This is a genomic window from Streptomyces gobiensis (genome assembly GCF_021216675.1).
Lineage (GTDB): Bacteria > Actinomycetota > Actinomycetes > Streptomycetales > Streptomycetaceae > Streptomyces > Streptomyces gobiensis.
The window spans coordinates 2,104,847-2,129,622 of record NZ_CP086120.1; the positions used below are offsets into that span (position 1 = coordinate 2,104,847).

Annotated in this window: 21 protein-coding genes; 14 read left to right on the plus strand and 7 right to left on the minus strand. The window is 68.6% G+C overall.

Annotation, left to right across the window (positions count from 1 at the left end):
- Nucleotides 1-133: 133 nt before the first annotated feature.
- Together test1122_RS09610 and test1122_RS09615 are read left to right on the plus strand one after the other, a co-directional pair.
- Nucleotides 134-472, plus strand: a complete 339-nt coding sequence (locus test1122_RS09610) for a hypothetical protein (RefSeq protein WP_232268741.1) — start codon at nt 134-136, stop codon at nt 470-472.
- Between the two features lie 61 nt (nt 473-533).
- Nucleotides 534-1,130: a DUF1963 domain-containing protein gene (locus tag test1122_RS09615; protein ID WP_232268742.1), complete on the plus strand. Its 597-nt coding sequence runs from the start codon at nt 534-536 to the stop codon at nt 1,128-1,130.
- Nucleotides 1,131-1,141: 11 nt separating this feature from the next.
- Here the strand turns inward: test1122_RS09615 and test1122_RS09620 are convergent, their stop codons facing one another.
- On the minus strand, nt 1,142-1,783 hold the full coding sequence (locus tag test1122_RS09620) for a protein-L-isoaspartate(D-aspartate) O-methyltransferase (protein ID WP_232268743.1): 642 nt from the start codon (nt 1,781-1,783) through the stop codon (nt 1,142-1,144).
- Nucleotides 1,784-2,367: 584 nt separating this feature from the next.
- Here test1122_RS09620 and test1122_RS09625 point away from each other — a divergent pair.
- A complete protein-coding gene (locus tag test1122_RS09625; RefSeq protein WP_232271847.1) occupies nt 2,368-2,862 on the plus strand; it encodes an RICIN domain-containing protein in 495 nt (164 codons plus the stop codon).
- A gap of 71 nt (nt 2,863-2,933) precedes the next feature.
- Here test1122_RS09625 and test1122_RS09630 read toward each other — a convergent pair whose 3' ends face one another.
- Nucleotides 2,934-3,794, minus strand: coding sequence for a hypothetical protein (locus tag test1122_RS09630; RefSeq protein ID WP_232268744.1), 861 nt, complete (start codon nt 3,792-3,794; stop codon nt 2,934-2,936).
- Between the two features lie 179 nt (nt 3,795-3,973).
- Between test1122_RS09630 and test1122_RS09635 the strand changes: the two genes are divergently transcribed.
- The 6 genes from test1122_RS09635 (at nt 3,974) to recQ (ending at nt 12,592) form a co-directional block, all read left to right on the plus strand.
- Complete coding sequence (locus tag test1122_RS09635) at nt 3,974-5,119, plus strand: CapA family protein (protein WP_422397065.1); 1,146 nt, start codon at nt 3,974-3,976, stop codon at nt 5,117-5,119.
- Nucleotides 5,120-5,357: 238 nt separating this feature from the next.
- Entirely contained in the window at nt 5,358-7,616 is a 2,259-nt protein-coding gene (locus test1122_RS09640) for a HAMP domain-containing protein (protein WP_232271849.1), read from the plus strand.
- Nucleotides 7,617-7,622: 6 nt separating this feature from the next.
- Nucleotides 7,623-9,071, plus strand: coding sequence for a poly-gamma-glutamate synthase PgsB (gene pgsB / locus test1122_RS09645; RefSeq protein ID WP_232268745.1), 1,449 nt, complete (start codon nt 7,623-7,625; stop codon nt 9,069-9,071).
- Nucleotides 9,068-9,550 (plus strand): poly-gamma-glutamate biosynthesis protein PgsC/CapC, encoded by a 483-nt coding sequence (locus test1122_RS09650; RefSeq protein WP_232268746.1) that lies wholly within the window; start codon nt 9,068-9,070, stop codon nt 9,548-9,550. Before pgsB ends, test1122_RS09650 begins: the two co-directional genes overlap by 4 nt.
- 20 nt (nt 9,551-9,570) lie before the next feature.
- Nucleotides 9,571-10,656: an NlpC/P60 family protein gene (locus test1122_RS09655; protein WP_232268747.1), complete on the plus strand. Its 1,086-nt coding sequence runs from the start codon at nt 9,571-9,573 to the stop codon at nt 10,654-10,656.
- Nucleotides 10,657-10,750: 94 nt separating this feature from the next.
- Nucleotides 10,751-12,592: a DNA helicase RecQ gene (recQ, locus tag test1122_RS09660; protein ID WP_232268748.1), complete on the plus strand. Its 1,842-nt coding sequence runs from the start codon at nt 10,751-10,753 to the stop codon at nt 12,590-12,592.
- A 200-nt stretch (nt 12,593-12,792) separates the two neighbouring features.
- Here the strand turns inward: recQ and test1122_RS09665 are convergent, their stop codons facing one another.
- From test1122_RS09665 to test1122_RS09680, 4 genes are all read right to left on the minus strand, one after another.
- Nucleotides 12,793-13,764, minus strand: coding sequence for a DUF6545 domain-containing protein (locus tag test1122_RS09665; protein ID WP_232268749.1), 972 nt, complete (start codon nt 13,762-13,764; stop codon nt 12,793-12,795).
- Nucleotides 13,765-13,839: 75 nt separating this feature from the next.
- A complete protein-coding gene (locus test1122_RS09670; RefSeq protein ID WP_232268750.1) occupies nt 13,840-14,331 on the minus strand; it encodes a helix-turn-helix domain-containing protein in 492 nt (163 codons plus the stop codon).
- 304 nt (nt 14,332-14,635) lie between these two features.
- Nucleotides 14,636-17,263 carry a bifunctional FO biosynthesis protein CofGH gene (locus tag test1122_RS09675; protein ID WP_232268751.1) on the minus strand — a complete coding sequence of 876 codons (2,628 nt, stop codon included), beginning with the start codon at nt 17,261-17,263 and terminating at the stop codon, nt 14,636-14,638.
- 50 nt (nt 17,264-17,313) lie between these two features.
- Nucleotides 17,314-19,542, minus strand: coding sequence for a D-alanyl-D-alanine carboxypeptidase family protein (locus test1122_RS09680; protein ID WP_232268752.1), 2,229 nt, complete (start codon nt 19,540-19,542; stop codon nt 17,314-17,316).
- Nucleotides 19,543-19,731: 189 nt separating this feature from the next.
- On the opposite strand from test1122_RS09680, the gene test1122_RS09685 reads away from it, so the two are divergent.
- From test1122_RS09685 to test1122_RS09700, 4 genes are all read left to right on the plus strand, one after another.
- Nucleotides 19,732-20,508 (plus strand): GOLPH3/VPS74 family protein, encoded by a 777-nt coding sequence (locus test1122_RS09685; protein ID WP_232268753.1) that lies wholly within the window; start codon nt 19,732-19,734, stop codon nt 20,506-20,508.
- A 208-nt stretch (nt 20,509-20,716) separates the two neighbouring features.
- A complete protein-coding gene (locus test1122_RS09690) occupies nt 20,717-21,577 on the plus strand; it encodes a helix-turn-helix domain-containing protein (RefSeq protein WP_232268754.1) in 861 nt (286 codons plus the stop codon).
- A gap of 184 nt (nt 21,578-21,761) precedes the next feature.
- Nucleotides 21,762-21,971 carry a DUF397 domain-containing protein gene (locus test1122_RS09695; RefSeq protein WP_232268755.1) on the plus strand — a complete coding sequence of 70 codons (210 nt, stop codon included), beginning with the start codon at nt 21,762-21,764 and terminating at the stop codon, nt 21,969-21,971.
- 136 nt (nt 21,972-22,107) lie between these two features.
- Nucleotides 22,108-23,802 (plus strand): MFS transporter, encoded by a 1,695-nt coding sequence (locus test1122_RS09700; RefSeq protein WP_232268756.1) that lies wholly within the window; start codon nt 22,108-22,110, stop codon nt 23,800-23,802.
- Between the two features lie 10 nt (nt 23,803-23,812).
- On the opposite strand, the gene test1122_RS09705 is transcribed toward test1122_RS09700, so the two are convergent.
- Complete coding sequence (locus test1122_RS09705; RefSeq protein ID WP_232268757.1) at nt 23,813-24,217, minus strand: VOC family protein; 405 nt, start codon at nt 24,215-24,217, stop codon at nt 23,813-23,815.
- A 98-nt stretch (nt 24,218-24,315) separates the two neighbouring features.
- Here test1122_RS09705 and test1122_RS09710 point away from each other — a divergent pair, with 98 nt between their 5' ends.
- A complete protein-coding gene (locus tag test1122_RS09710; protein WP_232268758.1) occupies nt 24,316-24,690 on the plus strand; it encodes a hypothetical protein in 375 nt (124 codons plus the stop codon).
- Nucleotides 24,691-24,776 lie beyond the last annotated feature (86 nt).

Sequence of the window (24,776 nt, forward strand, 5' to 3'; positions counted from 1 at the left end):
CCTTCGTCGTCCAGGGCGGGCGCTGTCTCCCGGCCCGTCGGCCGGGTGACAGGCACACCCTCGCGAAATGGCTCGCGGCCATGCTGACGTCGGCTCTCGCACTCCGGAAGCCGGAGCAGGCAGGATGAGGGGCATGAGCAATGATCTGCCCCATGTAATCGCTGAGATTGTCGAGTCCGAGAAACAAGCGGCCCGAGGTGAGCTGGACCGGTTGGATCTCGGGAAGGCGACTGGCCCCGGAAGATACGACATCGAGTTCACCTACGATCCTCACGACAGGGACACCGGCCCGATCGCCCGGTTCGGCTCCGACGTGCCCCTGCCGATTCCGGTGGTCGGCCAAACGGTGCATGTGCACGGGCACGGCCCGCTGACCGTTCGCAAGGTTGACATCGGCTACGAGATCAACGAAGAACACGGCGGCCTGTACGTGGAAGCCACCGTCGATGTGGCCGTGCCCTCCGGGGGCTGAGCGCCGTTGAGCTGACGCCTCAGCATCAGCCCATCAGCCCACGACTCCACCGGAGAACGCCATGCCTGCCCCTGCCCCCGCCCCTGTCCCCATTGTTTTCGTTCCGGCCAGCGCGGACGCCGAAGGGCCGTCAACCAGGATCGGCGGGCAGCCGGCCTGGCTGGAGGCCCCGCAGTGGCCGCTGTCGAGGGAGCTGGGCGAGCCGATGCGGTTCTTCGGCCAGTTCCGGATCGATCCGGACGACGAGGGTGATCCGGCCCTGGCTTATCTCTTCATCACCGATGGTCACACCTCCGTGGACGGCACCTACGATCCGGAGGGCGGCGAGAACGCGCTTGTCGTCCAGCCCGGCGGCCGGCTTCCGGACTTTGTCCGGAGCCGCTCCGATGAGCGAGGGCCCACCTTCGGTACGGCGCATGTGCCCTCTCCCGCGCAGCTCCCGGCCGGGCAGAGCCAGCCCTGGCAGTTCCTCGGCGGACCCGGTATCGAGCCGGTGTGGCTTCAGGGCGAGGAGACTCCCGGCCCCGACTGGCAGCTGGTCGTGCAGCTGGACTCCGGCGATCTGCCGTTCCCCGTCGACTTCGGTGACGGCGGCGTCGGCTACGCCTTCGTTTCGCCCGACCGCAAGGAGGGCCGTTTCCTCTGGCAGTCCACCTGACCTAGGACAACCTAGGACGGAAAGCCATGCTGCCCACGCAGCCGGACGAACCGGGCCAGCGTGAGGACCTGCCGCCGCTCCAGACCCGAGGCGGTGCGCTGGAATGACACGACCTCCTCCTGCCCGCCCGGTCCGATGGGCTGAACGAGGCGGCCGCCCAGCCGCAGCTGCTCGACCAGCGGCGGAGGGACCTCCGGGAACGCCGCTGAGACGATGATGGCGTCGTACGGGGCGTGGTCCGGCGCGCCGCGGCTGCCGTCCCCGACGAGCAGCCGCACATTGCGAAGGCCCTGGCGGTCCAGATGACGCCGCGCCTGCTGGACCAGGTCCGGCCACCATTCGATGCTGACGACGTCGGCGGTCAGGCGAGCGAGCAGCGCGGTCTGGAAGCCGACACCGGTACCGATCTCGAGAACATGCTCGTCACCGGTCAGTCCCAGACCTTCGATCATCGTCGCCGACAACGAAGGCTGGGTCGTCACCTGCCCGTGCTCGATCGGGATGGGCCGGTCGGCGTAGGCCGCCGCCGCGGGGGCGGCGGGGACGAACTCCGCTCGCGGTGTGGCACGCACTGCAGCCAGCACCCGCTCATCGCGGACACCGGCCACACGTATGGCCGTAACGAGGTCTTCGGGGGAGGCTTCCGCGGTCACATGAGCAGTAGGCATCATTCCGGCCGTGCGCGCTGCGTGATATCCGCTGAGCGGGTCACTTCACGGTGGGGCGGTATGCCGAATGGGTGTCCCCGTGGCCACCGCGCCGCCCTCGGCACCCGTCGATCGCGGCAGATCACGCCATGCGTACTTCCGTAGGCTTCCGTAGAGATTACGCCGGGGGATAAGGAAGACGGCGCGGGGCTGGTGGCCTGAACCGGCCTCGCCTACTTCATTGGCCGACTCGGCTTACGGGGCCCGTTACCCCCGTTTACACATTCCGACCTGCGGTGGTGTCTGGCCGCTGAGTTAGCGGACAGGAGTTGACGGATTGGGTTGCGGCGAATTAAAGCCAGCAGCGAATCGGCTGTTTTGCGTGCTTGCACGGCATACCGCGTCTACGGGAATCCAGAAGATTGAATTTGTGACTTCCGGCTCAGTGCACTGACTTAAACCTGTCTTCCTGCGCGGCCGTGATTTGCCCTAGGTTTTCCCAACGAGGCGCAAGCCTCCGCCCAGTTGCACATTCATTTCCTCCGTTACGTGACTCGCGAAGTCACAGGAAAGGAAGGAACGTGGCAAGGATGAAGAGAGCCGCCGTCGCCCTGTCCGCCGCAGCCATGCTCAGCGCTGGCCTGCTGGCCACCGCAAGTCCCGCGGCAGCAGGTGAGGCGTCCGCCGAGTCGGGCCACTGGTACACGTTCCAGAACGTCAGCAGCGACCTGAACCTCGACGCGTTCGGGAACAACACCGTCAAGTCGTGGACACCGGATGGCTCCGGCACACAGGGCTTCAACCTGCGTACGGGGCAGTACCCGGGGTACCAGCTTGAGAGCAGGTACTACCCCGGCAAGTGCGTCACCGCCAAGAGCATCAGGGGAGCCGTGACGCTGGAGTCCTGCAACAAGTACGTGCAGGCGCAGTACTGGACCTATTCCGTCACGGAAGACGAGGGCTCCTCCTTTACGAGCCGCAAATTCCCCCGTGGGTGCATCCAGGACAGCGGTAACCGTAACGCGGTGACGCTCATGCCGTGCACCGGAGCCGACAATCAGCGGTGGATTCCTCTTATCCACTGACGGCGCACAGCCCGTAGCGAGATGAGCCCGGCAATTCTGCCGGGCTCATCCCGCACGCTACGGCTCGTACGCTACGGCGCGGTCCATGTGGCCGCCGTCGCGGCCATCGCGTCAACCACCTGTCTGCTCCGATCCTTGCTCGCCCGCACATCGCGGTTGAACTCGATATGCAAGAACGGCACCTTCTCGGCGGCGGCCCGCCGGCCCTGCACATTGGTGCTTCCCGCCAGCTCGCACGGGCGAGCCCAGGCCCGGCATACCTCCAGGCCCTCCCCGCGCAGCGCACCGGCCAGCTCGCGCGCCTGGTCGCGGCCCTTCGTACCCTTCCCCGTCGACAGGACTACGTCGAATTCCGGTACGGACTCATTCGCGAACCCATGGATCTGCACTCCCGGCAGCTGACGTTCCAGCAGTTCGTCGCAGATCGCGTGGAACACCGTGTCGCGACGGTGCGCGACATCCGCCGCGTTGCCCTGCCCGGCCTCACGATGCGCACCCGCAAGCACCAGAACACCGCCCGGCGTGCCACGCAGTACCCCGACGCCAAGCCGCTCGCTGTCCTGGTCGGCGACCGGGTGGGGCACCTGTACGGACCACCGTGCCGTAGCGCTCAGATCGATATAGATACGGCCCCAGCCCCGGTTCGCCTCGCCGTTCTCAGCCGTGTCGGCCACCTCGGCGAACTCCCGGCCGCTGACCCGGTCCGTAAGCATCCGCAATCCGAAGTCGACGTCCGAGAGGCGCCGTTGAGAGTCCTCCGGACGGCCGTCGAGGAGCAGGCCCACGCCTTCCGCCACGGTCTGCCGTTCCTCGCGGTCCGGCGGACGGTAGCCGACGCGCTTGTCGAATCCGGCGGTGAACTCGGTGACCCGGTCTTCCAGATCTATACCGGCTTGCTGCTGTATGGGCGGGGTGGCTGGCTCCTCGGACAACCATCCTCGCCAGGACGTGACGGTTGCCACAACAGCGAGCAACACCGCTGTGACCAGCACTGTTGTTACAATCGTTATCTTCTTGGCGGAGAGCGGCTTCATATTCGTATAAAAATACCCAAGTGAACAAATGCTCTGACCGCCTACGCATCATCCGCGTCACCGCACTCGCTTTCATCATGAGCGTCACCGCGGGATGCGGGATGCTGACCACGGATGACGCACCCAAGGCGGACGGACCGTCGTTCACCGTCGCAGCCGCGGGCGACATTCTGATCCACCCACAGCTGACCGAGCAGGCGGCGCTGGACGCCACGTCAGCCGGTGGCAAGGGGCTGGACTTCGACCAGATCATGGCCGGAGTGAAGCCCGTCATCAGCAAGGCGGACCTGGGTATCTGCCACTTCGAGCCGGTCGTGGGTAAGCCTCAGGGCCCCTTCCAGAGCTACCCGGACTTCCTGGTACCGCCGCAGATCGTCACGGCCGTCAAGAATGTGGGCTACGACACCTGCTCGACCGCCTCGAACCACACGCTCGATCACGGCGAGTCCGGAGTGAAGCGGACCCTGGACACCCTCGACAAGGCGGGCATCCAGCACACCGGATCGGCGCGCAGCCGGGAGGAAGCGGAGAAACCGCTCATCCTCGACATCAAGGGCGTCCAGGTCGCCCAGCTGTCGTTCGCCTTTGGCTTCAACGGGCGCGAAGTGCCCAAGGACAAGCCGTGGCTGGCCAACCAGACCTCCTTCAAGCGGATCTCAGCCGCGGAACGCAAGGCGCGTGAGGCGGGCGCGGACGTGGTGATCCTCAGCATCCACTGGGGCCGCGAGCACCACCCGAACCCCAGCGCCGCACAGCTGAAACTGGCCCGCAGGATCGCTGAACAGACCGGTGTCAACCTGGTGATCGGCCACCACGCGCATGTCGTCCAGCCGATGGAGAAGGTGAACGGCACCTGGGTCGCTTACGGCCTGGGCAACCAGCTCGCCCGGCACGACGTCCCGACCGGTCTGTCGGAGGAAGGCGTCATCGGCTGGTTCCGGTTCAGCAAGCGAGGCGGCGAGTGGGACGTCGAGGCCCGCTATGTGCCCACTCTGGTCGATATCCCCCCTGATGAGGTGGACGAGGAGGACGCCGAGGGCAAGGTACGCGCCACGGGGCACCACCGGCTGGTGGATGTAGCCGCCTCGCTGCACGAGGACAAGGAGCTGACCGACGAGCAGCGCTCCCGCTACCGGCTCGCCTTTGAGCGGACCCAGGGGACCATGCTCAACCGCGGCGCCGCCAACGACGGCCTCACACCACTGAGGGGCCTCCCGGGCTGATCACACCGGCTGAGCACGCGAGCCCGCCACATTTTTCTTCTCGCGTACAACCTTTCGAGACGCTCAGGTGTCTTGAACCCTGTTGACCTCCGTGCGCCCTCGGCGCAATCAGGCACAACACGCCACAGAACAACCAAAAACCACGACGTACCACACCACGACGTACCACACAGGAGAGGAGCCCGCGTTGGCCGCTTCGCGGACGAAGCGGCGGCAGAAGGTCCGCCGACGGGCCGACATGTCACTGCTGGGTGGCATACGGCCGCCCATCGCGGTCCTGTCGGTCCTGCTGCTCTCCCTGGCGGGCATCACCGCCCTGAGTCTCGGCTCGGTCAACCACGACAGGCTCCCCAAGGCGGTGCTGACCTCCCAGCAGCACTTCGCCGAGGACGGCGCCAACGCACTGCGCGCTTCCCTGGACGAGAGCGTCACCGACCTCAACCGGACAGCCGCCCTCTTCAACTCCGGAGATCCCGTCTCCCCCGACGCGGTCCTCGACAAGGTCGGCAGGGTCTACCAGAAGTGGCGCGGTACAGCCGTTATCGGGATCGAGTCGGGCAAACTGCTCGCCGCCCGCGGCGAGAACCTGCCACTCACCGCGATTGACCGGCGGAAACTCTCCGAGGAGGGCGGGCTCGGCCCCCGCATGATCCGGCTGGAGAACGGCGAGACCCGGCTGCTCTCCTTCGCCCTGCTGTCCTGGGAAGGCGAACCACAGCAGCTGCTGATCGCCTCCAGCAGTCTGCGGTTCCCCGGCATCAGTCTCGGCAAGTTCCGCTCCATCGCCGTCCTTGACTCCACGGGCGAAATCGTCAGCAGCGCCGGGATCCCCGAGCCCGAACAGGTGCTCACCGACCTGCAACGCGCCGGGGTCAAGCGGGCCAACAAGCAACTGGAAGCGTTCGCCGAGGTGGCCGCGGAAAAGGCCAAGCAGCATCCGCTCAAGGCCAAGGAGCCCGGCTCCGGTGGCTTTCCCGGGGTCAGTGGAAGCCTTACCGGTGAAAGGTTCAAGGGCGAGCGCGCCGCGGCCGGATACGCCACGCTCGCCGCCACCGAACCCGGCGAGAGCACCATCGCCAGCAGCCTCGGCCTCACCGTGCTCGCCATGGTGAACGTCGCCGAGGACCCGACCCGCACCGCCGACCCGCTCTTCGGTCTCCTCGCCGCGGGCGCGCTCATCGCCATCGGCACCCTGACCATCGCGCTGCTGCTCGGCGTCGTGCAGCGCCCGCTGCTCCGGCTGTTCCTGGAGAGCCGCCGTCTCACCCGCTCGGATCTGCGCCGCCCGGTGACGGTGCCCAGGTCCGGGGAGGCCGCCCGTATCGGTGTGTCCCTGGAGCGGCTACGGCGGCAGCTGCTCGGCGAACCGCCGGGCGACGGCCCCCACGACACCCCCACCGCCTCCCGGCCCCACCGGCTGCGCCGCCTGGGCACCCGTACACTGCTCGCCGTCTGCGCGGTACTCCTGCTGGCCTGGTCCGCACCGCTGGCCCTGCTGCTCAACCGGGCCGACGACACGGTCGTCGTTCCCCAGCAGCTCGTCAACGATCAGCGGGAACGCACCGACACCCTGACCGACCGGGTCAGGCGGGCGTTCAACGAGGGTCACGCCGACCTCACCTCGGTAGCCACCCTGATGGGTGACCAAACGACCGCCGCTCATATGACCACGGTTCTGGAGCGGACCCTCCACGAGCACCCGCGCTACCGGTCGCTGTACGTCCTTGACCCCGACGGCGAGATCCTGGCCCGCGCGGGCGACAAGCCGCGGCACCCGTCCGGTGAGGGCCCCGGCGAGGAGTCGGTCACCCTGCTCAATGACAGCGGCAAGGAGCCGGTCATCGCCGGTTACGCCGAGGTGCCGGGCCGTGCGGGTGCCGCCGTGGTGGGCGAGTTCCGGGTGGATTTCCTGAACGGGATGCTCAAGCGGCCCGGCCTGGGAGAGATCCGGGTCGTCGACGCCGAACACCGGATGATCGGCGGGAACACCGGCTACCGGGCCTTTTCGGAGCTGCCGTCCAAACGGCTCGACTCGCTGGTCACGGGCTCGAACGTACGGGTCGGGATGAACCCGCGCCCCGGCGGTGTCCTCTACCGCGACGGCGACGGTGTGCAGCTGGCCGCCGCCGCCCCCTTCACCGGAGGCGGCGTCGCCAACGGTCTCGGCTGGACGGTGGTCAGCTGGCAGCCCGCCGCCGGTCTCGCCATACCCGAGTACAGCCTGCAGAACCGTACGGTCCTGGCCGGGCTGCTCGGCCTCACCGCCGCCGCGGCCTGTCTCGGCTGGCTGCACATCGTGGTGGTCCGCCCGCTGCGCGAACTGGCCGACCGGGCCGAGGCGCTGGCCGACGGGGACCGCCGTACCGTCCTCTACCCGCGCCACCATGACGAGGTCGGCGCCATCACCCGCAGCCTGGAGCTGATCCGGCAGAGCCTGCTGGAGCAGCGCAAGCAGGGCGCCGCCGTGGATGACCCCACTGTGGCCGGAAGGCACTGATCGGCCGTGCTCTTCCTCTACACCGTGCTCGTGGTGAGCTGTGCCATCCTGCTGATCGCGGGCATCCTCGAGCAGCGGCGGCACTTCGCCAACCTCGAGCACATACCGGCCCGGGTGCTGGTCAACGGCATCCGCGGCAAGAGCTCCATCACCCGGCTGTGCGCGGGCGCGCTGCGCGGCGGCGATGTGGTCACCGTGGCCAAGACCACCGGCACCGCGGCCAGGTTTATCCACCCGGACGCCACCGAGGAGCCGGTCTACCGCAAGTTCGGCATCGCCAATGTGGTCGAGCAGATCGGCATCGTACGGCGGGCGGCCTCGTACGACCCGGATGCCCTGGTGATCGAGTGCATGGCCGTCATGCCCGCGCTGCAGGAGATCAACCAGAGCAAGCTGATCCGCTCCACCATCGGTGTGCTCTGCAATGTGCGTGAGGACCATCTGGAAGAGATGGGCCCCACCCTCGACGATGTGGCGCGCTCGCTGTGCCGCTCCATGCCCGAGGGCGGCATCTGCGTCACCGCGGAGCGGGACCGCTTCCACATCCTCCAGGAGGAGGCCGACGCCCGGGACTGCGAGCTGGTCTACGCCGACCCCGAGACCGTCACGGACGAGGAGCTACGCGGCTTCAGCTGGTTCACCTTCAAGGAGAACGTGGCCATCGCGCTGGCCGTCGCCGAACTCCTGGGCGTGGACCGCGAGACCGCGCTGCGCGGCATGTACGACGCCCCGCCGGACCCGGGTGTGCTCTCCGTCGAGCGGTACCGCACCCCGGACGGCAAGCGGCTGCGGTTCGCGAATGTCTTCGCGGCGAACGACCCCGAGTCCACGCTGATGAACATCAATCAGCTGCTCGATCTGGGTGCCATCCGCCGGCCACTGAATGTGGTGATCAACTGCCGTCCCGACCGGGTTGAGCGCAATGGCCAGATGGGCGAGATCATCCCCGATCTGGCACCGGAGTCGGTGTTCCTGATCGGGCATCCCACCAAGAGCGCCCTGGACGCGATGCCCGCCCAGTGGCGGCCGCACGCGGTTGACCTCGGCGGGGAGCGCAGAGACCCCGAGGAGTTCATGGCGGAGCTGCTGACGCGGCTGGGCCCGGACTCCTCGCTGGTCGCCATCGGCAATATCCATGGACAGGGTGAGCTGCTGCTGGAGCAGCTCGCCGAACTGCCGGCCGATGACATGCCGGACGACGCCGACGGCCCGCCCGCCCTGGGGGCGACGACCGCCGCGGAGCCCTACGCGCCGCGCCTCGACCCTTATGCGCGCTATCCGTTCGCGTACGAGGCCCGGTACCAGCCTGAACCGCCGTACCAGCCGGTCGAGCACACCCAGCCGACTCAGCCGATCCAGCACGCCCAGCCGTACACCCAGCCGTACGCCCAGCAAGGGCACACCCCGTATTCCGAGTATTCCGATCCGTGGCAGAGCCCAGGAGAACCCCGTTGATCCCCGCCGTCCTCACGCCCGAGATAGCCGCGATCGGCATCGCCCTGGGCCTGCTGTTCTCGCTGGTCTGCTATCTGACGACCAACCTCTCCCCGGGCGGGATGATCACCCCGGGCTGGCTGGCCCTCACCCTCGTGGAGGACCTGCAGCACGCCTCGATGGTCGTGGGCGTCACCGTCCTGACCTACGTCTGCACCCTGCTGATCCAGCGTCTGGTGATCCTCTACGGCAAGCGGCTGTTCGCCGCGGTCGTGCTGATCGGCGTGGTTCTCCAGGCGACCCTGCTCTTTGTGCTGCAGCGGGAGTTCCCGCTGATGTACTCCAACCAGACACTCGGCTTCATCGTCCCTGGCCTGATCGCCTATCAGCTGGTCCGCCAGCCGAAGGGCGCGACGATCCTGGCCACCGGCTCGGTGACGCTTATGACGTATGTCGTCCTCACCGCCGGGATCCTGCTCGGCGCCCTGCCGTCCGCCTGATCAACGACCGGAGCTGAGCCATGAGTGCCAAGACCAAGCGCAAGTCCCATCCCGTCGTGCACGCCGCGACGGTCCTCGCCCTGCTCGCCGGCAGCGCGTATCTGACCGTGGAACTCCGCAAGGAAGAGCAGGCCAAGGCGCCAGCCGTACAGACGGTCACCGACACCCCGGTACTGAAGTCGTCCAACGCCGGTCAGAACACCGGCGAGCGGACCTGGGAGCGGTTGAAGAACCCCGCCCGTTCGGTCCTGCGGGGTGAGAAGGGACAGGTGCTGGCCACCTTCACCGATGGCGCCCGTACCGCCACCCTCACCGGCCCCAGCCGCACCTTCACCGAGCCCGCTCACACAAAATCCCGGGTCGTCACCGAGAACTGGGTGCGGCTGATGCCCGAGGTCTGGAAGAAGGGCGCCGAGAAGGAGCAGTGGTTCAAGGACTGGTTCAAGGAGTATTTCGGCAGCGAAGAAGACGACATCTTCGCGATCGCCTTCCAGTACGTCCACCAGGCGCCGGTGAAGAAGGACGACGAGGGCGTCTCCTACGCGGGTGACGCCGAATTCGGCCCCATCAACCCGGACGGCAAGGAAGGCGCCGACTACCGGCTTGAGCAGTCCGACTTCTACGACTACCTGGGCATTCCCTACACCTTCCGGGACGGCACCACGCTCCAGCCCGAGGCGAAGCGATACCGGGCGATGGACTGCTCCGGCTTTATCCGTACGGTTTTCGGTTACCGGGCGCGCTATCCGCTGATGGCCACGGACAAGCGGGGCGACGGCCTCCCCCGTACCGCCAACGGCATGGCCCGCTCCAAGCTCGGCGCCGACATCATTCCGCTGACCGGGGACGCGCCGCGTTATGACCGGCCCACCTCCATCGACGTTCTCCAGCCGGGTGACCTGACGTTCTTCTGGCTCGACGCGCGCACCGGAAAGCGGCTCGACCACGCCGGCATTTATCTGGGCCATGACACCGACGGCCACAAGATCTTCATTTCCAGCCGGGAAGAGATCAACGGCCCGACCATGGGCGACAAGGGCGGCACCGCACGGCTGGACGGCAACGGCTACTACGCCTCCGCGCTGCGCAGCGCGAAGCGGCTGTGACACCCCAGGGCGGGGCGCTGCGCTGCAGCCGGGGCCGGGGCCCATGGCCGAAAAGTGGTCATGGGCCCTCCCCCGGACCTCCTAGCATGTCCGGATGACCGCTGCCCCCACTGCCGCGCCCGAGGTGCTGCGCCGTGTCTTCGGCTACGAGTCGTTCCGCGGTGAGCAGCAGGAGATCATCGACCATGTCGCCGCTGGCGGTGATGCCCTCGTACTGATGCCGACCGGTGGCGGCAAGTCGCTGTGCTACCAGATTCCCGCGCTGGTGCGCGACGGCGTCGGCGTCGTGATCTCACCGCTCATCGCACTGATGCAGGACCAGGTCGACGCCCTGAGAGCCCTGGGCGTGCGCGCGGGCTTCCTCAACTCCACCCAGGACCTGGACGAACGGCGCCTGGTGGAGGCCGAGTTCGTCGCGGGCGAACTGGACCTGCTCTATCTGGCACCGGAGCGGCTACGGGTCGAGTCGACGCTGCGGCTGCTGGACCGGGGCAGGGTCTCCCTGTTCGCCATCGACGAGGCGCACTGTGTGGCGCAGTGGGGGCACGATTTCCGGCCGGACTATCTGGCCCTGTCCCAGCTGCATGAGCGGTGGCCCGAGGTGCCCCGTATCGCACTGACCGCGACGGCCACCGAGGCTACGCACGCCGAGATCGCCTCCCGGCTGAAGCTTCAGGATGCCCGGCACTTCGTGGCGAGCTTCGACCGCCCGAACATCCAGTACCGGATCGTGCCCAAGGACGACCCGAAGAAGCAGCTTTTGACGCTGCTGCGTGAGGAGCACACGGGCGACGCGGGCATCGTGTACTGCCTCTCCCGGAACTCCGTGGAGAAGACCGCCGAGTTCCTGGTGAAGAACGGGATCGAGGCGGTGCCGTATCACGCGGGGCTCGACGCCCGCACCCGTGCCGAGCATCAGGCGCGCTTTCTGCGTGAGGACGGGCTCGTCATCGTCGCCACCATCGCGTTCGGTATGGGCATTGACAAGCCCGATGTGCGGTTTGTCGCCCATCTCGATCTGCCCAAGTCCGTTGAGGGTTATTACCAGGAGACGGGCCGGGCCGGGCGCGATGGCCTGCCGTCCACCGCGTGGCTGGCGTATGGGCTCCAGGATGTGGTGCAGCAGCGCAAAATGATCGACGGCTCCGAAGGCGATGACGCGCACCGCCGAAAGCTGACGGCCCACCTTGAGGCCATGCTGGCCCTCTGCGAGACGGTCACATGCCGCCGTGCCCAGCTGCTCGACTACTTCGGCCAGCGGACCGATGCGTCATCTGCGTCATGCGGCAACTGCGATACGTGCCTGACCCCGCCGGAGTCCTGGGACGGCACGATCCCCGCTCAGAAAATCCTGTCGACCGTGGTCCGGCTGAAGCGGGAGCGGGGCCAGAAGTTCGGGGCGGGCCAGATCATCGACATTCTGCTGGGGAAGAAGTCGGCCAAGGTCATTCAGTTCGACCATGACGCGCTGAGTGTCTTCGGCATCGGCACGGAGCTGCGGGAAGCGGAGTGGCGCGGCGCGGTACGCCAGCTGCTGGCCCAGGGGCTGCTCGCCGTCGAGGGCGACTACGGCACGCTGGTCCTCACCGACGCGAGCGCCGAGGTGCTGGGCGGTCAGCGGGAGGTACGGCTGCGGCGCGACCCGGTACGGGCCGCGAAGGCGCCGAGGACGAGTACGCCCCGTCAGCGCGCCGCGCCCGTGGACCTCCCCGAGGCCGCTGTGCCGGTGTTCGAGGAGCTACGGGCCTGGCGGGCGGCCACCGCGAAGGAGCAGGGGGTGCCCGCGTACGTCATCTTCCACGATGCGACGCTGCGCGAGATCGCTACCGCCTCCCCGACGACCCTGGACGAGCTCAGCGCGCTCAACGGCGTAGGCGAGACCAAACTAGCCAAATACGGCCCCCAACTCCTCACCCTCCTAACCCCCAACGCCTAGCTTTCCCCCAGCTGTTGTGGGCAGTCGTTCCGCAGGGCGGAACGGGTGGGCACAACACCGGCCACCGTCCCGCACCCGCCCGCCCCGGGGCCCGGGGCGAAGCCCCGGTTTCCGGGAAGGGGCGGGAATTGGGGAAACCCACCCCGGCACCGGCCCGCACCGGCCAGCCCCGGGGCCCGGGGCGAAGCCCCGGCACGCTCCTACCGCCGGGAGCCCTCCACAAAGCGCCGCACCACCTCACCACGCCGCGCAGCGTCAAGCCGCCGCAGCCAGCGAACCTCCGCGTCAAGCCCCTCCAGCCCCCCATCCGCGACCTGCGTCGCGGAGTTCGCGCCACCCCGCCGCGCCACAACATCCACAGGCGCGCACCCCGCAAGCTTGGCGCGCCGCGCCGCCTCTACCCAGCACGCGTCAGCGACGACCCGCTGCCCAGCGCCGACCGCCTCCGCCTGGACCCGCCGCTCGGCACAGACATAGGGCTGAAGCGCGAGAATCGCATCGCGGATCTCCACCACCCGGCGGTGCAGCCGCATCCGTGGCTCGCCACGGCGCAGCTCCTCATGGAGTACGACCGCGGGGACAGCCGTCGTCAGGTCGGCCCACAGCGGACGGAGCCAGCGCAGATACAGCCAGTGCTGGGCTCCTCGCCAGGCCGCCCCGATGGGGTGGCTGCTGAGGGCCCGGTCGAGGGCCCGGTCACTGAGGATGGTCGCCAGCAACTCGGCGTCGCGCTCCTCGTCATCGCGGTAGCTGGTGCGGCCGAAGACGCCGAAAACGCCGAAAACATCGCGGAGCTGGTCGAGATCCAGCTCATCGTCCTCAGCGAGAGCGCCGGATCCGGCCTCCCCCAGCAGCCGGGTCGTGTACGCGGGGCGCTCGGCGTCCGGCTCGCCATGTCCGAGCAGCAGATGCGCCAGCTCATGCAGGATGATCTGCAACCGGTGCACGGCGCTGGTCGCGGGCTCGTAGAAGATCACATCAGTGGTGCTGGTGGCCACCCACACCCCGGAGGGCAGCTCGCCGTCCGGCGCTCCGTCGAGCGCGACCAGCCGGAGCGGGCGGCCGCTCTCCGCGGCGATACGGTCACACAGCACATCAAGGTCGAACGGGCGTGGAAAGTCGAGAGCGTCGGCGACGGCCTCGCAGCGGGCACGGCGGCTCGTCTTGGGCATACGATCTCCTTCGGCGCCGTATCTTAAGCGACTTCGGCGCCGAACACCCCCGATTTTCCCGCCGGAATCCGGCGGCTACTGCCTGCCGCCGGGGGCGTCCGGCAGCCCTTCGAGCCGCCGCGCCTGGTCGATCACTCCCCGGATCGCCCGGAGGCTGCCGGGGGACAGCCCGTTCATCCGCACCGCCACATCCCGGACATCGCCGTCGCCGAGGATGTCCACCAGCTCCCGCTGGGCCTGGGTGAGCTCGACCCGCTCCCGGACCTTGGCCAGCTTGGCGTCGACCCGGTCGGCCACGGTGTCGTCGAAGAAATAGGTCACCGGCACTCCGAAGAAGCCCGCGATCACGGTGAGCGTGCTGACCTTGGGATCGGTGATTTCACCCTTACGGATCTTCTGGATCGTCGCGTGCGAGACGGTCTGGCCACCGGGCCCGGCCTTCTCCTTGATGCGTTCGGCGATCTCCATATAGCTGAGCGGGCCACGGCCCGGTGGATGGACAGTACCGATCAAATGATCGAGTTTCTGTGCGATGGTGCGCCCGTTGCCGGGCTTCCCCCTGGTCACCCCACCACTCCTTGTACTCCGCACCACGGTGTGGTCAGCACCGAGGCCCAACACTGTGGCTAGTCACTAATGAAGTTTACGCGGCTACCGGCAATCCATCCCCCGCCCGTCAATTCCGCTTGAAAAAGAGGCCACTTGCACCGTACCCTCTCCCTGGTACGTAAAATGAAATAGACGGCATGGGCACGGCGTGCGGCACGGGGGTTCGTACGGCTGGCTGATGTATGGGGGAGTGGAGGCCCGGCATGGTCGCGATGACCGCGCCGGGCCGTTCCGCGTGCCGTACTCCAGCCGTACCGCGGGGTCAGTCTCCCAGGACCGGCAGCAGCTCCGGGAGATGGCCGTCGGAGGCCAGGGCGGCCTGTTGGCGTTCGGCGGGCACCTGACCATAGGTGGTGGTGCGGGGCCGTGACGGGCGTCCGGCCGCCTCGGCGATGGCGACCAGCTCCCTGACCGAGCGGTACGAGCCGTAGGAGGAGCCCGCCATCCGGGAGATGGTCTCCTCCATCAGCGTGCCGCCTACGTCGTTGGCGCCCGAGCGCAGCATCTCGGCGGCGCCCTCCGCGCCCAGCTTCACCCAGCTGGTCTGGATGTTGGTGATGTGCGGGTGCAGCAGCAGCCGGGCCATGGCCGTCACCGCGCGGTTGTCGCGGCTGGTGGGGCCGGGGCGGGCGATGCCCGCGAGATAGACCGGGGCGTTGGTGTGGATGAAGGGGAGGGTGACGAACTCGGTGAAGCCGCCCATGTTTTCGGACAACGCGGCTTCCTGGATCCGGGCCAGCGTGCGGAAGTGACCCAGCCAGTGGCGGGGCTGGTCGACATGGCCGTACATCATCGTGGAGGAGGAGCGGATGCCCAGCGAGTGGGCGGTCCGCACGACCTCGGTCCAGGTGGCGGTGGGCAGCTTGCCCTTGGTGAGCACCCAGCGGACATCGTCGTCCAGGATCTCGGCCGCCGTACCGGGGATGGAGTCAAGTCCCGCATCCCTGGCGGCGGTCAGCCAGTCACGGATGGACATCCCCGTGCGCGTAGCACCGTTGACGACCTCCATCGGCGAGAAGGCGTGGACGTGCATCCCCGGGACGCGTTCCTTTACCGCGCGGGCGATGTCGAAGTAGGCGGTGCCGGGCAGGTCGGGGTGGATGCCGCCCTGCATGCACACCTCCACCGCGCCTACCTCCCAGGCCTGTTCGGCCCGGTCGGCGACCTGGCTGAGGGAGAGTGTGTAGGCGTCCGCGTCCGTACGGCGCTGCGCGAAGGCGCAGAACCGGCAGCCGGTGTAGCAGACATTGGTGAAGTTGATGTTGCGGGTGACGATGTACGTCACCTCGTCGCCCACGGTGTCCCGGCGCAGCTCGTCGGCGACCCGGCACAGGGCGTCAAGGGCCGGACCGTCGGCGTGCAGCAGGGCCAGCGCCTGGTCGTCCGTCAGCCGGGTGGGGTCGGCGGCGGCCTGCGCCAGGGCGGACCGTACATCGGTGTCGATACGCTGCGGCACCATCCCGGGCGCGGCCTGCTCACGCAGGGCCGCCCAGTCGCCGTAGACCTCATCGAAGTCATCGCGTCGGTCGGCCGTACGCCCCTCGGTATCGATGCTGCGGTGCAGGTCCGTGCGCCCGCTGGAGCTGACGGTGAACGCCTCGTCCGGCTCCTGCCAGGGGCGGCCCTCGACCACCGCGTCCGTACGGGCGAGGCCGGTCTCCGGGTCGGCCAGGGCCCCCACGTGCGGCAGCAGCCGGGGGTCCAGCCAGGGCTCACCGCGCTGGATGAACTCGGGGTAGACGGCGAGCCGTTCCCGCAGCTGGAAACCCACGGCGGCGGAGCGCTCGGCGAGCTCGTCGATGTGCGGCCAGGGACGCTCCGGGTTGACATGGTCCGGGGTGAGCGGGGAAACGCCGCCCCAGTCGTCGATTCCGGCCCCGATGAGCCGTGCGTACTCGTCGTCGACCAGGTTCGGCGGCGCCTGGAGACAGGCGGCGGGGCCCAGGATGTGGCGGGCGACCGCGACGGTGGCGACCAGCTCGTCCAGCTCGGCGTCCGGCATACCGCGCATCGCCGTATCCGGCTTGGCGCGGAAGTTCTGGATGATGACTTCCTGGATGCCGTGGTAGGCACGCTGAACCTTGCGCAGCGCGAACAGTGACTCCGCGCGCTCCTCGTAGGTCTCCCCGATCCCGATCAGGAGCCCGCTGGTGAACGGGACGTTGGAGCGGCCGGCGTCCTCCAGGACGCGCAGCCGGACGGCGGGCTCCTTGTCCGGAGAGCCATAGTGCGGCCCGCCCGGCTCGCTCCACAGCCGCTCGGCCGTGGTCTCCAGCATCATGCCCATCGACGGGGCGACCGGCTTGAGCCGCTGGAAGTCCGTCCAGGACATCGCGCCGGGGTTGAGGTGCGGCAGCAGCCCGGTTTCCTCCAGGATGCGGATCGCCATGGCCCGTACATACGCGACGGTGTCGTCGTAGCCCTCGGCCTCCAGCCACTCGCGCGCCTCGGGCCAGCGGTCCTCGGGGCGGTCCCCCAAGGTGATCAGCGCCTCCTTGCAGCCCAGTTCAGCGCCGCGCCGGGCGATGCTCAGCACCTCGTCCGGGGACATGAACATCCCATGGCCCGCGCGGCGCAGCTTGCCGGGCACGGTGGCGAAGGTGCAGTAGTGGCACTTGTCGCGGCAGAGCCTGGTGAGCGGGATGAAGACACTGCGCGAGTACGTGATGACCCCGGCCCGCCCGGCAGCCTCCAGACCCGCGTCGCGCACCCGGGCGGCGGAGGCAGTCAGACCGGCGAGATCGTCACCACGCGCCTGCAACAGCACGGCGGCCTCGGTCGTATCCAGTGCCACGCCCTCCCTGGCCCGGCGGAGTGCGCGGCGCATGGCGTTGGCGGTGGGTCCGGTAGGTCCAGTAGGTCCGGTAGGTCCCTGCGCGTCTGAGGTCATTACCGAAGGGTACGACGCCAGTCCACAGCCCGGAGTACGGAGATCCAGGCTCAGAGAACACGAGCGATCTTCGACCCGGTACCGGGTTCGGTGAGCTCCTTCCGCAGTGCGACCGGAACCTTCACCTGGCCCGGTCCCCCACCGACCGTCAGCGTGCCGACCCTGGTGCCCGCGTCGGCCTCATGCGGGACGGGCTTGTCGCCGTTGGTCAGGTCGAGCCCGACCCTGATACCGGGCCAGCCGACGGCCGTAACGTCCTTGGTCGCGACGACGGGGGTCTGACCGCCCAGGCCGTCGTCGACATGGCCGACGACATCGCCCTTCTTGACGATCTTCTCCGCCTCCAGGGCCTGCTGGGCGGAGCTGATCAGATCGCGGCCCGCGCTGAGGGCGCCCTCCAGGATGGAGTTGCCGGGACCGGCCGGCGGCTGGCTGAGCACCGCACCGATGATCAGCTGCGTGGTGCCGCGGATCTCTTTCTCGGCGGCGAAGAGCAGATTGCCGCCCGCGGCGGTGGTGGTGCCGGTCTTGATGCCGACGGTCTCGTTGTAAGGGACGAGCTGGTTCCAGTTGTGCTGCTTCTTGCCGTTGCGGTCGTGGTAGTACGGCAGCTTGACGGTGTTTCGGAAGGCCTCGTACTTCATCGCGGCCTTGCCCAGCTTCACCTGGTCCTCGGCGGTGCTGACGGTCTCCTTGAGCAGGCCGCTGGGGTCGGTATAGGTGGTGTTCTTCATACCGAGTTCCTTGGCGGTGTCGTTCATCTTCCTGACGAACGCGTCAAGGGAACCGGAGTCCCAGCGGGCCACGAGACGCGCCACGTTGTTCGCGGACGCGATCATGATGGCGTTGAGAGCTTCCCGCTCGGTGAGGGTCTCGCCCTCCGTCACATCGACCGTTGACTCGCCCTGCTGGCTGAGGCCCGCGTCCTCCTCGGCCTGCTTGTCGACCTTGATCGGCTTGCCTTCCTCACCCGCCTTCATCGGGTGATCACGGAGCATGATGTACGCCGTCATCGTCTTCGCCACGCTGGCTATCGGCACCGGTTTCTGCTCACCGGAGGTGCCGAGGGAGCCGAGCCCGTCGATCTCCAGCGCGGCCTGGCCCGAGCTGGGCCACTCCACACTGGGCTTCGCTCCCGCGAACGAGTAGGTCTGCTGCGCGGTGAGCTTCAGCTCCGGCTCCGGGAGGGGCCGTACGAGCTGCACGACGACAAAGATGATCGCCACCAGCGCGACCAGCGGCGTCCAGATCTTGACCCGGCGCACCACGGTACGCATCGGCGTCTCCGGCGGCGCGGGCTTGTTGGTTAGCTGGGCCAGCAGATCAAGCGGCTTCTGCTCGGGGGCCGGGGGCATCGGCTGCTGCCGGGTCCGCTCCACCTCGGGCAGCTCGGCCGTCAGCGCGTCCACCGGGCGCGGCCGTGGCGGTACGTCGGTGGACTTCAGCGGTACGAACTGGCTCGTCCGCCCGGCCTCCGGCTCCTCCGTGGCGCCCTCAGGGGGCGGGGCGGCGGGCGCACGGAAGGCGGCCGTCGGCTGATCGACGCGCTCAGCGCCGGACCCGGCGGGCTCGCCCCGATCGTCACCCTCGGGCTGAGCGGGCTCATCCTCCGGCACGGCAGCGGAACCGTCGTCCTCGGCGGCACCCTCCAGCTCAGCTTCAGCACCCTCCGCCCCGGCCGCCGAATCCTCAGCGCCCGACCCGGCGGGCTCACCCCGCACCGCACCACCAGCGCCGTCCTCCTCAGCGGCGGCCTCCGGCTCAGTTTCGGCCCCCTCCGCCGCGCCACCTTCAGCGCCACCTTCAGCACCGCCCTCGGCGGCCTCCTCAGCGGCACCCCCCGCCCCGACCGCCGAATCCTCACCGCCCGACCCGGCGGGCTCACCCCGCACCGCAGCACTAGTGCCGTCCTCCTCAGCGGCGGCCTCCGGCTCAGTTTCGGCCCCCTCCGCCGCGCCACCTTCAGCGCCACCTTCAGCACCGCCCTCGGCGGCCTCCTCAGCGGCACCCTCCGCCCCGACCGCCGAATCCTCACCGCCCGACCCGGCGGGCTCGCCCCGTCCGTCAGCACCAGCGCCACCATCCTCAGCGGGGGCCTCCGGCTCAACGGCAGCGCCCTCAGTGGGGCTGGCGTCGGCTGAGGGCTGCGCCGATCGGGCGGCGAATGTCGGGCGGGGATCGATTGGGGTGCGGTCCTCGGGAACCGCGTCACGTTCTGGTGTCGTCTCCCCCGACGACTCCTGCTGCTTCGACGATCTGTCGGGGGACTCGCCCGCCACCGTGCCTCCTGATGTCCTGCCCATCGCTCTGCCAGTTAACAGTGTCCTGTGCACCCGCCCAGGACCCGCTGTCCGACTCGGCAGACGAGAACGACATACCTACTGGTTCCATCACATAACCACCAGGCACTCTCGACAGAACTCTGTGAGAGGGGTCACCCTGTCATTCATCCACGCGGGGAGGCATGGATGGGCAGGAGCCGCAGAACGATTCCGGAGGAGCTTCTGTTGCTCGCTCTGGACCCGGCCACGGGTACCACAGCGCAGCCGCAGTCGCTTGACCTTGGTCTTGCCGGGGCCCAGCTAGTAGAGCTGGCCATGGCAGGACGGATAGCCCCTGATGGGGATCGCATTGCCGTGGTGCTGCCACGGCCGACTGGAGATCCGACACTGGACTCCGCACTTGAGTTGCTGCGCAGGCGCGGCAGCCCGGTGCGCGCTGTCCACTGGATTGGCGGGCCCCGGCTTGGGCTGCGCCAGACGTACCTCAGCCATCTGGAGCGCTGCGGCATGGTGCATGCCGTGAACGGCCAGATGTGCGGGGTACTGCCGACGACTCGCTACCAGGCGACGGAGACGGCCATCAGCCGGGAGATCAGGTCCCGGCTGGATTCAGCGATCCGCACCGGCGTACCGCCGGACCCGCGGACCGCGGCCCTCGCCGCGCTGGCCCACGCGGTCGGCCTCGGCAAGCACCTCTATCCCGGCAATGAGGGGCGGTCCTGCCGCTCCCGGTTGCGGGATCTGATCAGGCACGACCCGATGGGCGGCCTCGTGGCGCACGCGGTGATGGATGTGCAGAACGGAGTGGCGGCGCAGCCACGGCGCGTGACGGCCACCAGCTCCGGGAACCACAGCGCTCCCCGGGCTACCGCATCCGCGTCCGCGTCGGCCACGTCCGCACCGGCGCGACAGCTGCCCCAGCAGCCTCGACGGGGCGGCATGGCACGGGCTGGAGTCCGCTGACGCAACACCTGGACCCACCACAATGGGAGCCGCTCAACCGCTGCGGGGTGGTTGCGCGAGCCGCAGGAGACGGCGGCCCGCTCAACCACCCCGCGCGTGCGTCCACACACACTCCGTGCCCGATTCTTGTCAAACTACCGACGGAACCGCACCGTTGGTGGCAATCTGCTGAGAAGTATTCGTACTTAACAGCGGAGGTGCTCGTCCCGTGGCGTCCAACGTCAATCCCACCGTGCGAAGGCGCCGACTGGGGCAGGAGCTGCGAAAGCTCCGTGAAGAGAAGGGCATGACGGCTGAAGAGGTCGCCGACCGGCTGCTGGTCTCGCAGTCGAAGATCAGCCGGCTGGAGAACGGCCGCCGCTCCATCAGCCAGCGGGATGTGCGCGATCTCTGCGGCGTCTACGAGGTCGATGACCGGCGGATAGTCGACTCGCTCATGCAGATGGCCAAGGAGTCCCGGCAGCAGGGCTGGTGGCATGCCTTCGGCGATATCCCCTACAGCGTCTACATCGGTCTGGAGACGGACGCGGCCTCACTGCGGATCTATGAGCCGCAGATCGTGCCGGGCCTGTTGCAGACCCAGGGCTACGCGGATGCCGTGGTCGCCGGTGCGCTGCCGGAAGCGTCACCGGCCGAGGTCGAGAAGCGGGTGCAGGTACGGATGCGCCGCCAGCAGCGGATTGCCGCGCCCAGGAATCCACTGCGCCTGTGGGTCGTGCTGGATGAGGCGGCGCTACGGCGTGCCGTGGGCGGTCGGCAGACAATGATTGAGCAGCTGGAGCATTTGATCGAGCTGTCCCAGCTGCCGCATGTGACCGTGCAGGTGATGCCGTTCTCGATGGGTGCGCATCCAGGAGTGAACGGCCAGTACGCGATTCTGGAGTTCCCGGATACGGCCGACTCCACGGTCGTCTATCTGGAAGGCGTGACAAGCGACCTCTATCTCGAGAAGGCCAACGATGTGCACAGCTATAGCGTGATGTATGAGCATTTGCGTGCTCAGGCGCTGAACGCCGATCAGACACGGGCCTTCATCGAGGATGTGGCCAAGGACTACGCGCGCGGATAGCGGGCGGCAAGGTACACCTCTGCCACCGTTACTGGGAAGAGCACCCCGAATATGCCATCCGGTCGAGTGAACGACGCTACCAGCCGTCCAGGGCGACTAGTAGCGTCGATCATGTGCCAGTCAGAAGAAGCTGGCTCCTCCCCCGATTACCTCCCAAGGGAAACTTGGGAAGACCGGAGCAGACATGGCAATTCAGCAAGGTAAGACCGACCGTTGGAAGAAATCCTCATACTCCGGCGGGAATGGCGCCTGTGTCGAGGTGAAGTCCCCGGTAGTGCAGACCATCGCGGTCCGCGACTCCAAGAATCCGCTCGGCCCCTCAATCGCCTTTGCTCCCGCTTCCTGGGCGGCCTTTGTCGGCGCTGTCGACAACGGAGCGCTCGACCGCAATTGAAGCGGCGAACGACCCCATGCCGCCCCGCAGACTGAGCCCTCTCGGCTGGCCCGCCGTCCTGGCCGAGGGGGCTCGGCCCTGCCCGGTTATGTAAGGTCAGCGGGACGACCACGGGGCAGAGGGCGAAGAGGACACGGTGACCGCGGACGGGCGGATACGGGCCGCGCTGCGGCACCCGGTGAGTGCGGCGCTGCTGCTCGCCGTCGTACTGCATCTGCTCTGGGTGACGCTCGTCGCCAACGACGGCGGGGATCTGGCCGCCCAGGACGCCTGGGCGGAGTTCGCCGGACGGCACCCCGGCTCCGCGTACAACCTCGCCTGGTACGGCGGCATGCACCCCGTCTCCTACAGCGTGATCTCGCCGTATCTGATGGCCGCGATCGGAGTGCGCAGCACCCTGGCGGTCGCCGGGGTGCTCTCCTCCGGGCTGCTGGCCTGGATCCTCGCCCGCAGTCCCCTGCAGCGTCCGCTTCTGCCCGCGCTGGCGGGCGCGGTCGCCATGGTGTGCAACGCCGCCTCCGGCCGGGTCACGTTCGCGCTCGGCATGCTCTTCGCTCTCGGTGCCGTCGCCGTCGTCTGGGCGTGGCCGCGCCGCTGGGCGCACTGGCGGCGCAGCCGCGGCACGGCCGCCTTCGTACTCGCCGCGCTGGCGACGGCGGGCAGTCCGGTCGCGGGGCTGTTCCTCTGGGTGGTGGCGGGTGCGCTCCTCCTGGCCAGGCGTCGGCAGGCCGCCTGCGCGCTGGCGCTGGCGCCGCCGATCGTGGTGGCGCTGTCGGCGTGGCTGTTCCCCTTCCAGGGCGTACAGCCCATGCCGTGGGACTCCACGGTCTTCCCCGTCTTCACCGCGCTCGCGGTCTTCGGCTTCGCGCCGCGCGAGTGGCGCGCGGTGCGGCTCTCGGCCGCCATCTATGCCGCAGGGACGGTGCTGACCTGGGCGATTCCCTCGCAGGTCGGCTCCAATGTGGAACGTATGGGGCTGATGTTCGGCGCCGTGGTGCTGCTCGCGGTCCTGCTGGAGCGGCGTCCCGACCTGACTGCACGCCGCAGGGCCGCGCTGCTGCTGGCGCTGAGCGTTGTCGTCGGCTGGCAGTTCTACAAGCCGGTCTGGGATGTGGTGAAGACAACCCCGGACGCCGCCTGGGCCCGGGAGCTGGCCCCGCTGGTGGACCGGCTGAAGCAGGAGGAGGCGGAACGCGGCCGGGTGGAGGTGGTCCCGGCGCGCAGCCACCGGGAGGCGTCCGCGCTGGCGCCCTATGTGAACCTCGCCCGGGGCTGGAACCGGCAGGCGGACACCGACCGCAATCCGCTCTTCTACGACAAGACCCTGACCTCGGAGAGCTATCACGCCTGGCTACAGCGGTGGGCGGTGCGCTTTGTCGTGCTGCCGCACGACGAGCCCGATGGCGCGGGCCGGGGGGAGGCCAGGATCGTACGGGCCGGACCGCCCTATCTGCACAAGGTCTGGTCGGATGCCAATTGGGAGCTGTACCGGGTCGTCGACCCGACGCCGCTGGCCGAGCCACCGGCGGAGGTGGAGCGGGCGGCGGCGGGCGAGGTGAAGGTGACGGTACGGGACAAGGGCCGGGTGCTGGTCCGTATCCCCTGGTCGCCCTGGCTCGGGCTGGTCGATGTGGACGGTGAGCGGATCGCGCCACCGGGTGCGGGGCAGCCCAATGAGTTCGGCTGTCTGCGGTCCGCCGAGCCGGTGTCGGCAGCGGGCGCGGACGGGGCCACCGACACCTGGACGCTGCTGGAGGCCCCGGGCCCGGGGACGTACCGGATCGCGGCCCCGTACCGGCTGCCGCGCGGCACGCCCTGCCCGGACGGCTGACCGTCCCGCGTCAGGAACCGCTGGAATCGCTGGAACCGCTGCCGTAGGGCCGGGTAATGATCTCCATATTGTGGCCGTCGGGGTCGTCGAAGTACGCCCCACGGCCACCGTCCATCCGGTTGATCTCGCCCGGCCTGGTGTGGCTGGGGTCGGCGTAATAGGTGAGCCCGGCCGCTTCGATCCGGTCGAAGATGGCGTCGAAGTCGTCCTCGGAGACCAGAAACGCATAGTGCTGCGGGGTGATCGGGCCTTCGCCGCCCTCATAGAAGTCGAGGGTCACCCCATTGCTGGTGACCACGGGGATGAACGGTCCGAACGGGGCGCCGACCTCCAGGCCCAGGATGCTGGCGAGGAATTCGGCTGACATCTTCTTGTCCCGGGCGTACACGATGGTGTGATTGAGCTCGACGGACATATGCGGCTACCTCCTCTTATCTTCCATGATGTCTTCTGGCCAGGACCCTACGCCTCAGCGCCACTTACGGCAGCGGAACTGTGCGTATTCTGTGGGGCATGGCAGTTCGGCGCGGTGGCATCAGCGCGCACAGGCTCATCGCTCTGTGCGCGCTGATGCTGTTGCTGGCGAGCGCCATCGCCGGAGGAACACGGTCGGCGTCCGCGCAGACGGACCCGACCGGCCCACCGGGCGTGTCGGTCACCGCACAGGCGTCCAGCGGTGATGAGTCCCCCGCGTGCTCCGGTGACACCCAGGAGCCGGTCCCGCTGGTCGTACCGCGCCAACACCAGGACCCGGGCCAGCCCGCCGCGAGCCCCGTCCTGGCACCCGACACCATTGGCGTGCCGCCGGCCGGACCCGGGAATCCCCCGGCGCGCGGCCCTGGTACGCGCCCACCCGATCTCGCTCAGCTGTCGGTCCTACGGATCTAGAATCCCCGCCTTCCCAGCGCGCCGCCACGCGGCGCGCTGGGAAGGCTGCCCGACCCTGAGCACCATCTTCCCTCTCTTCCCTGTCT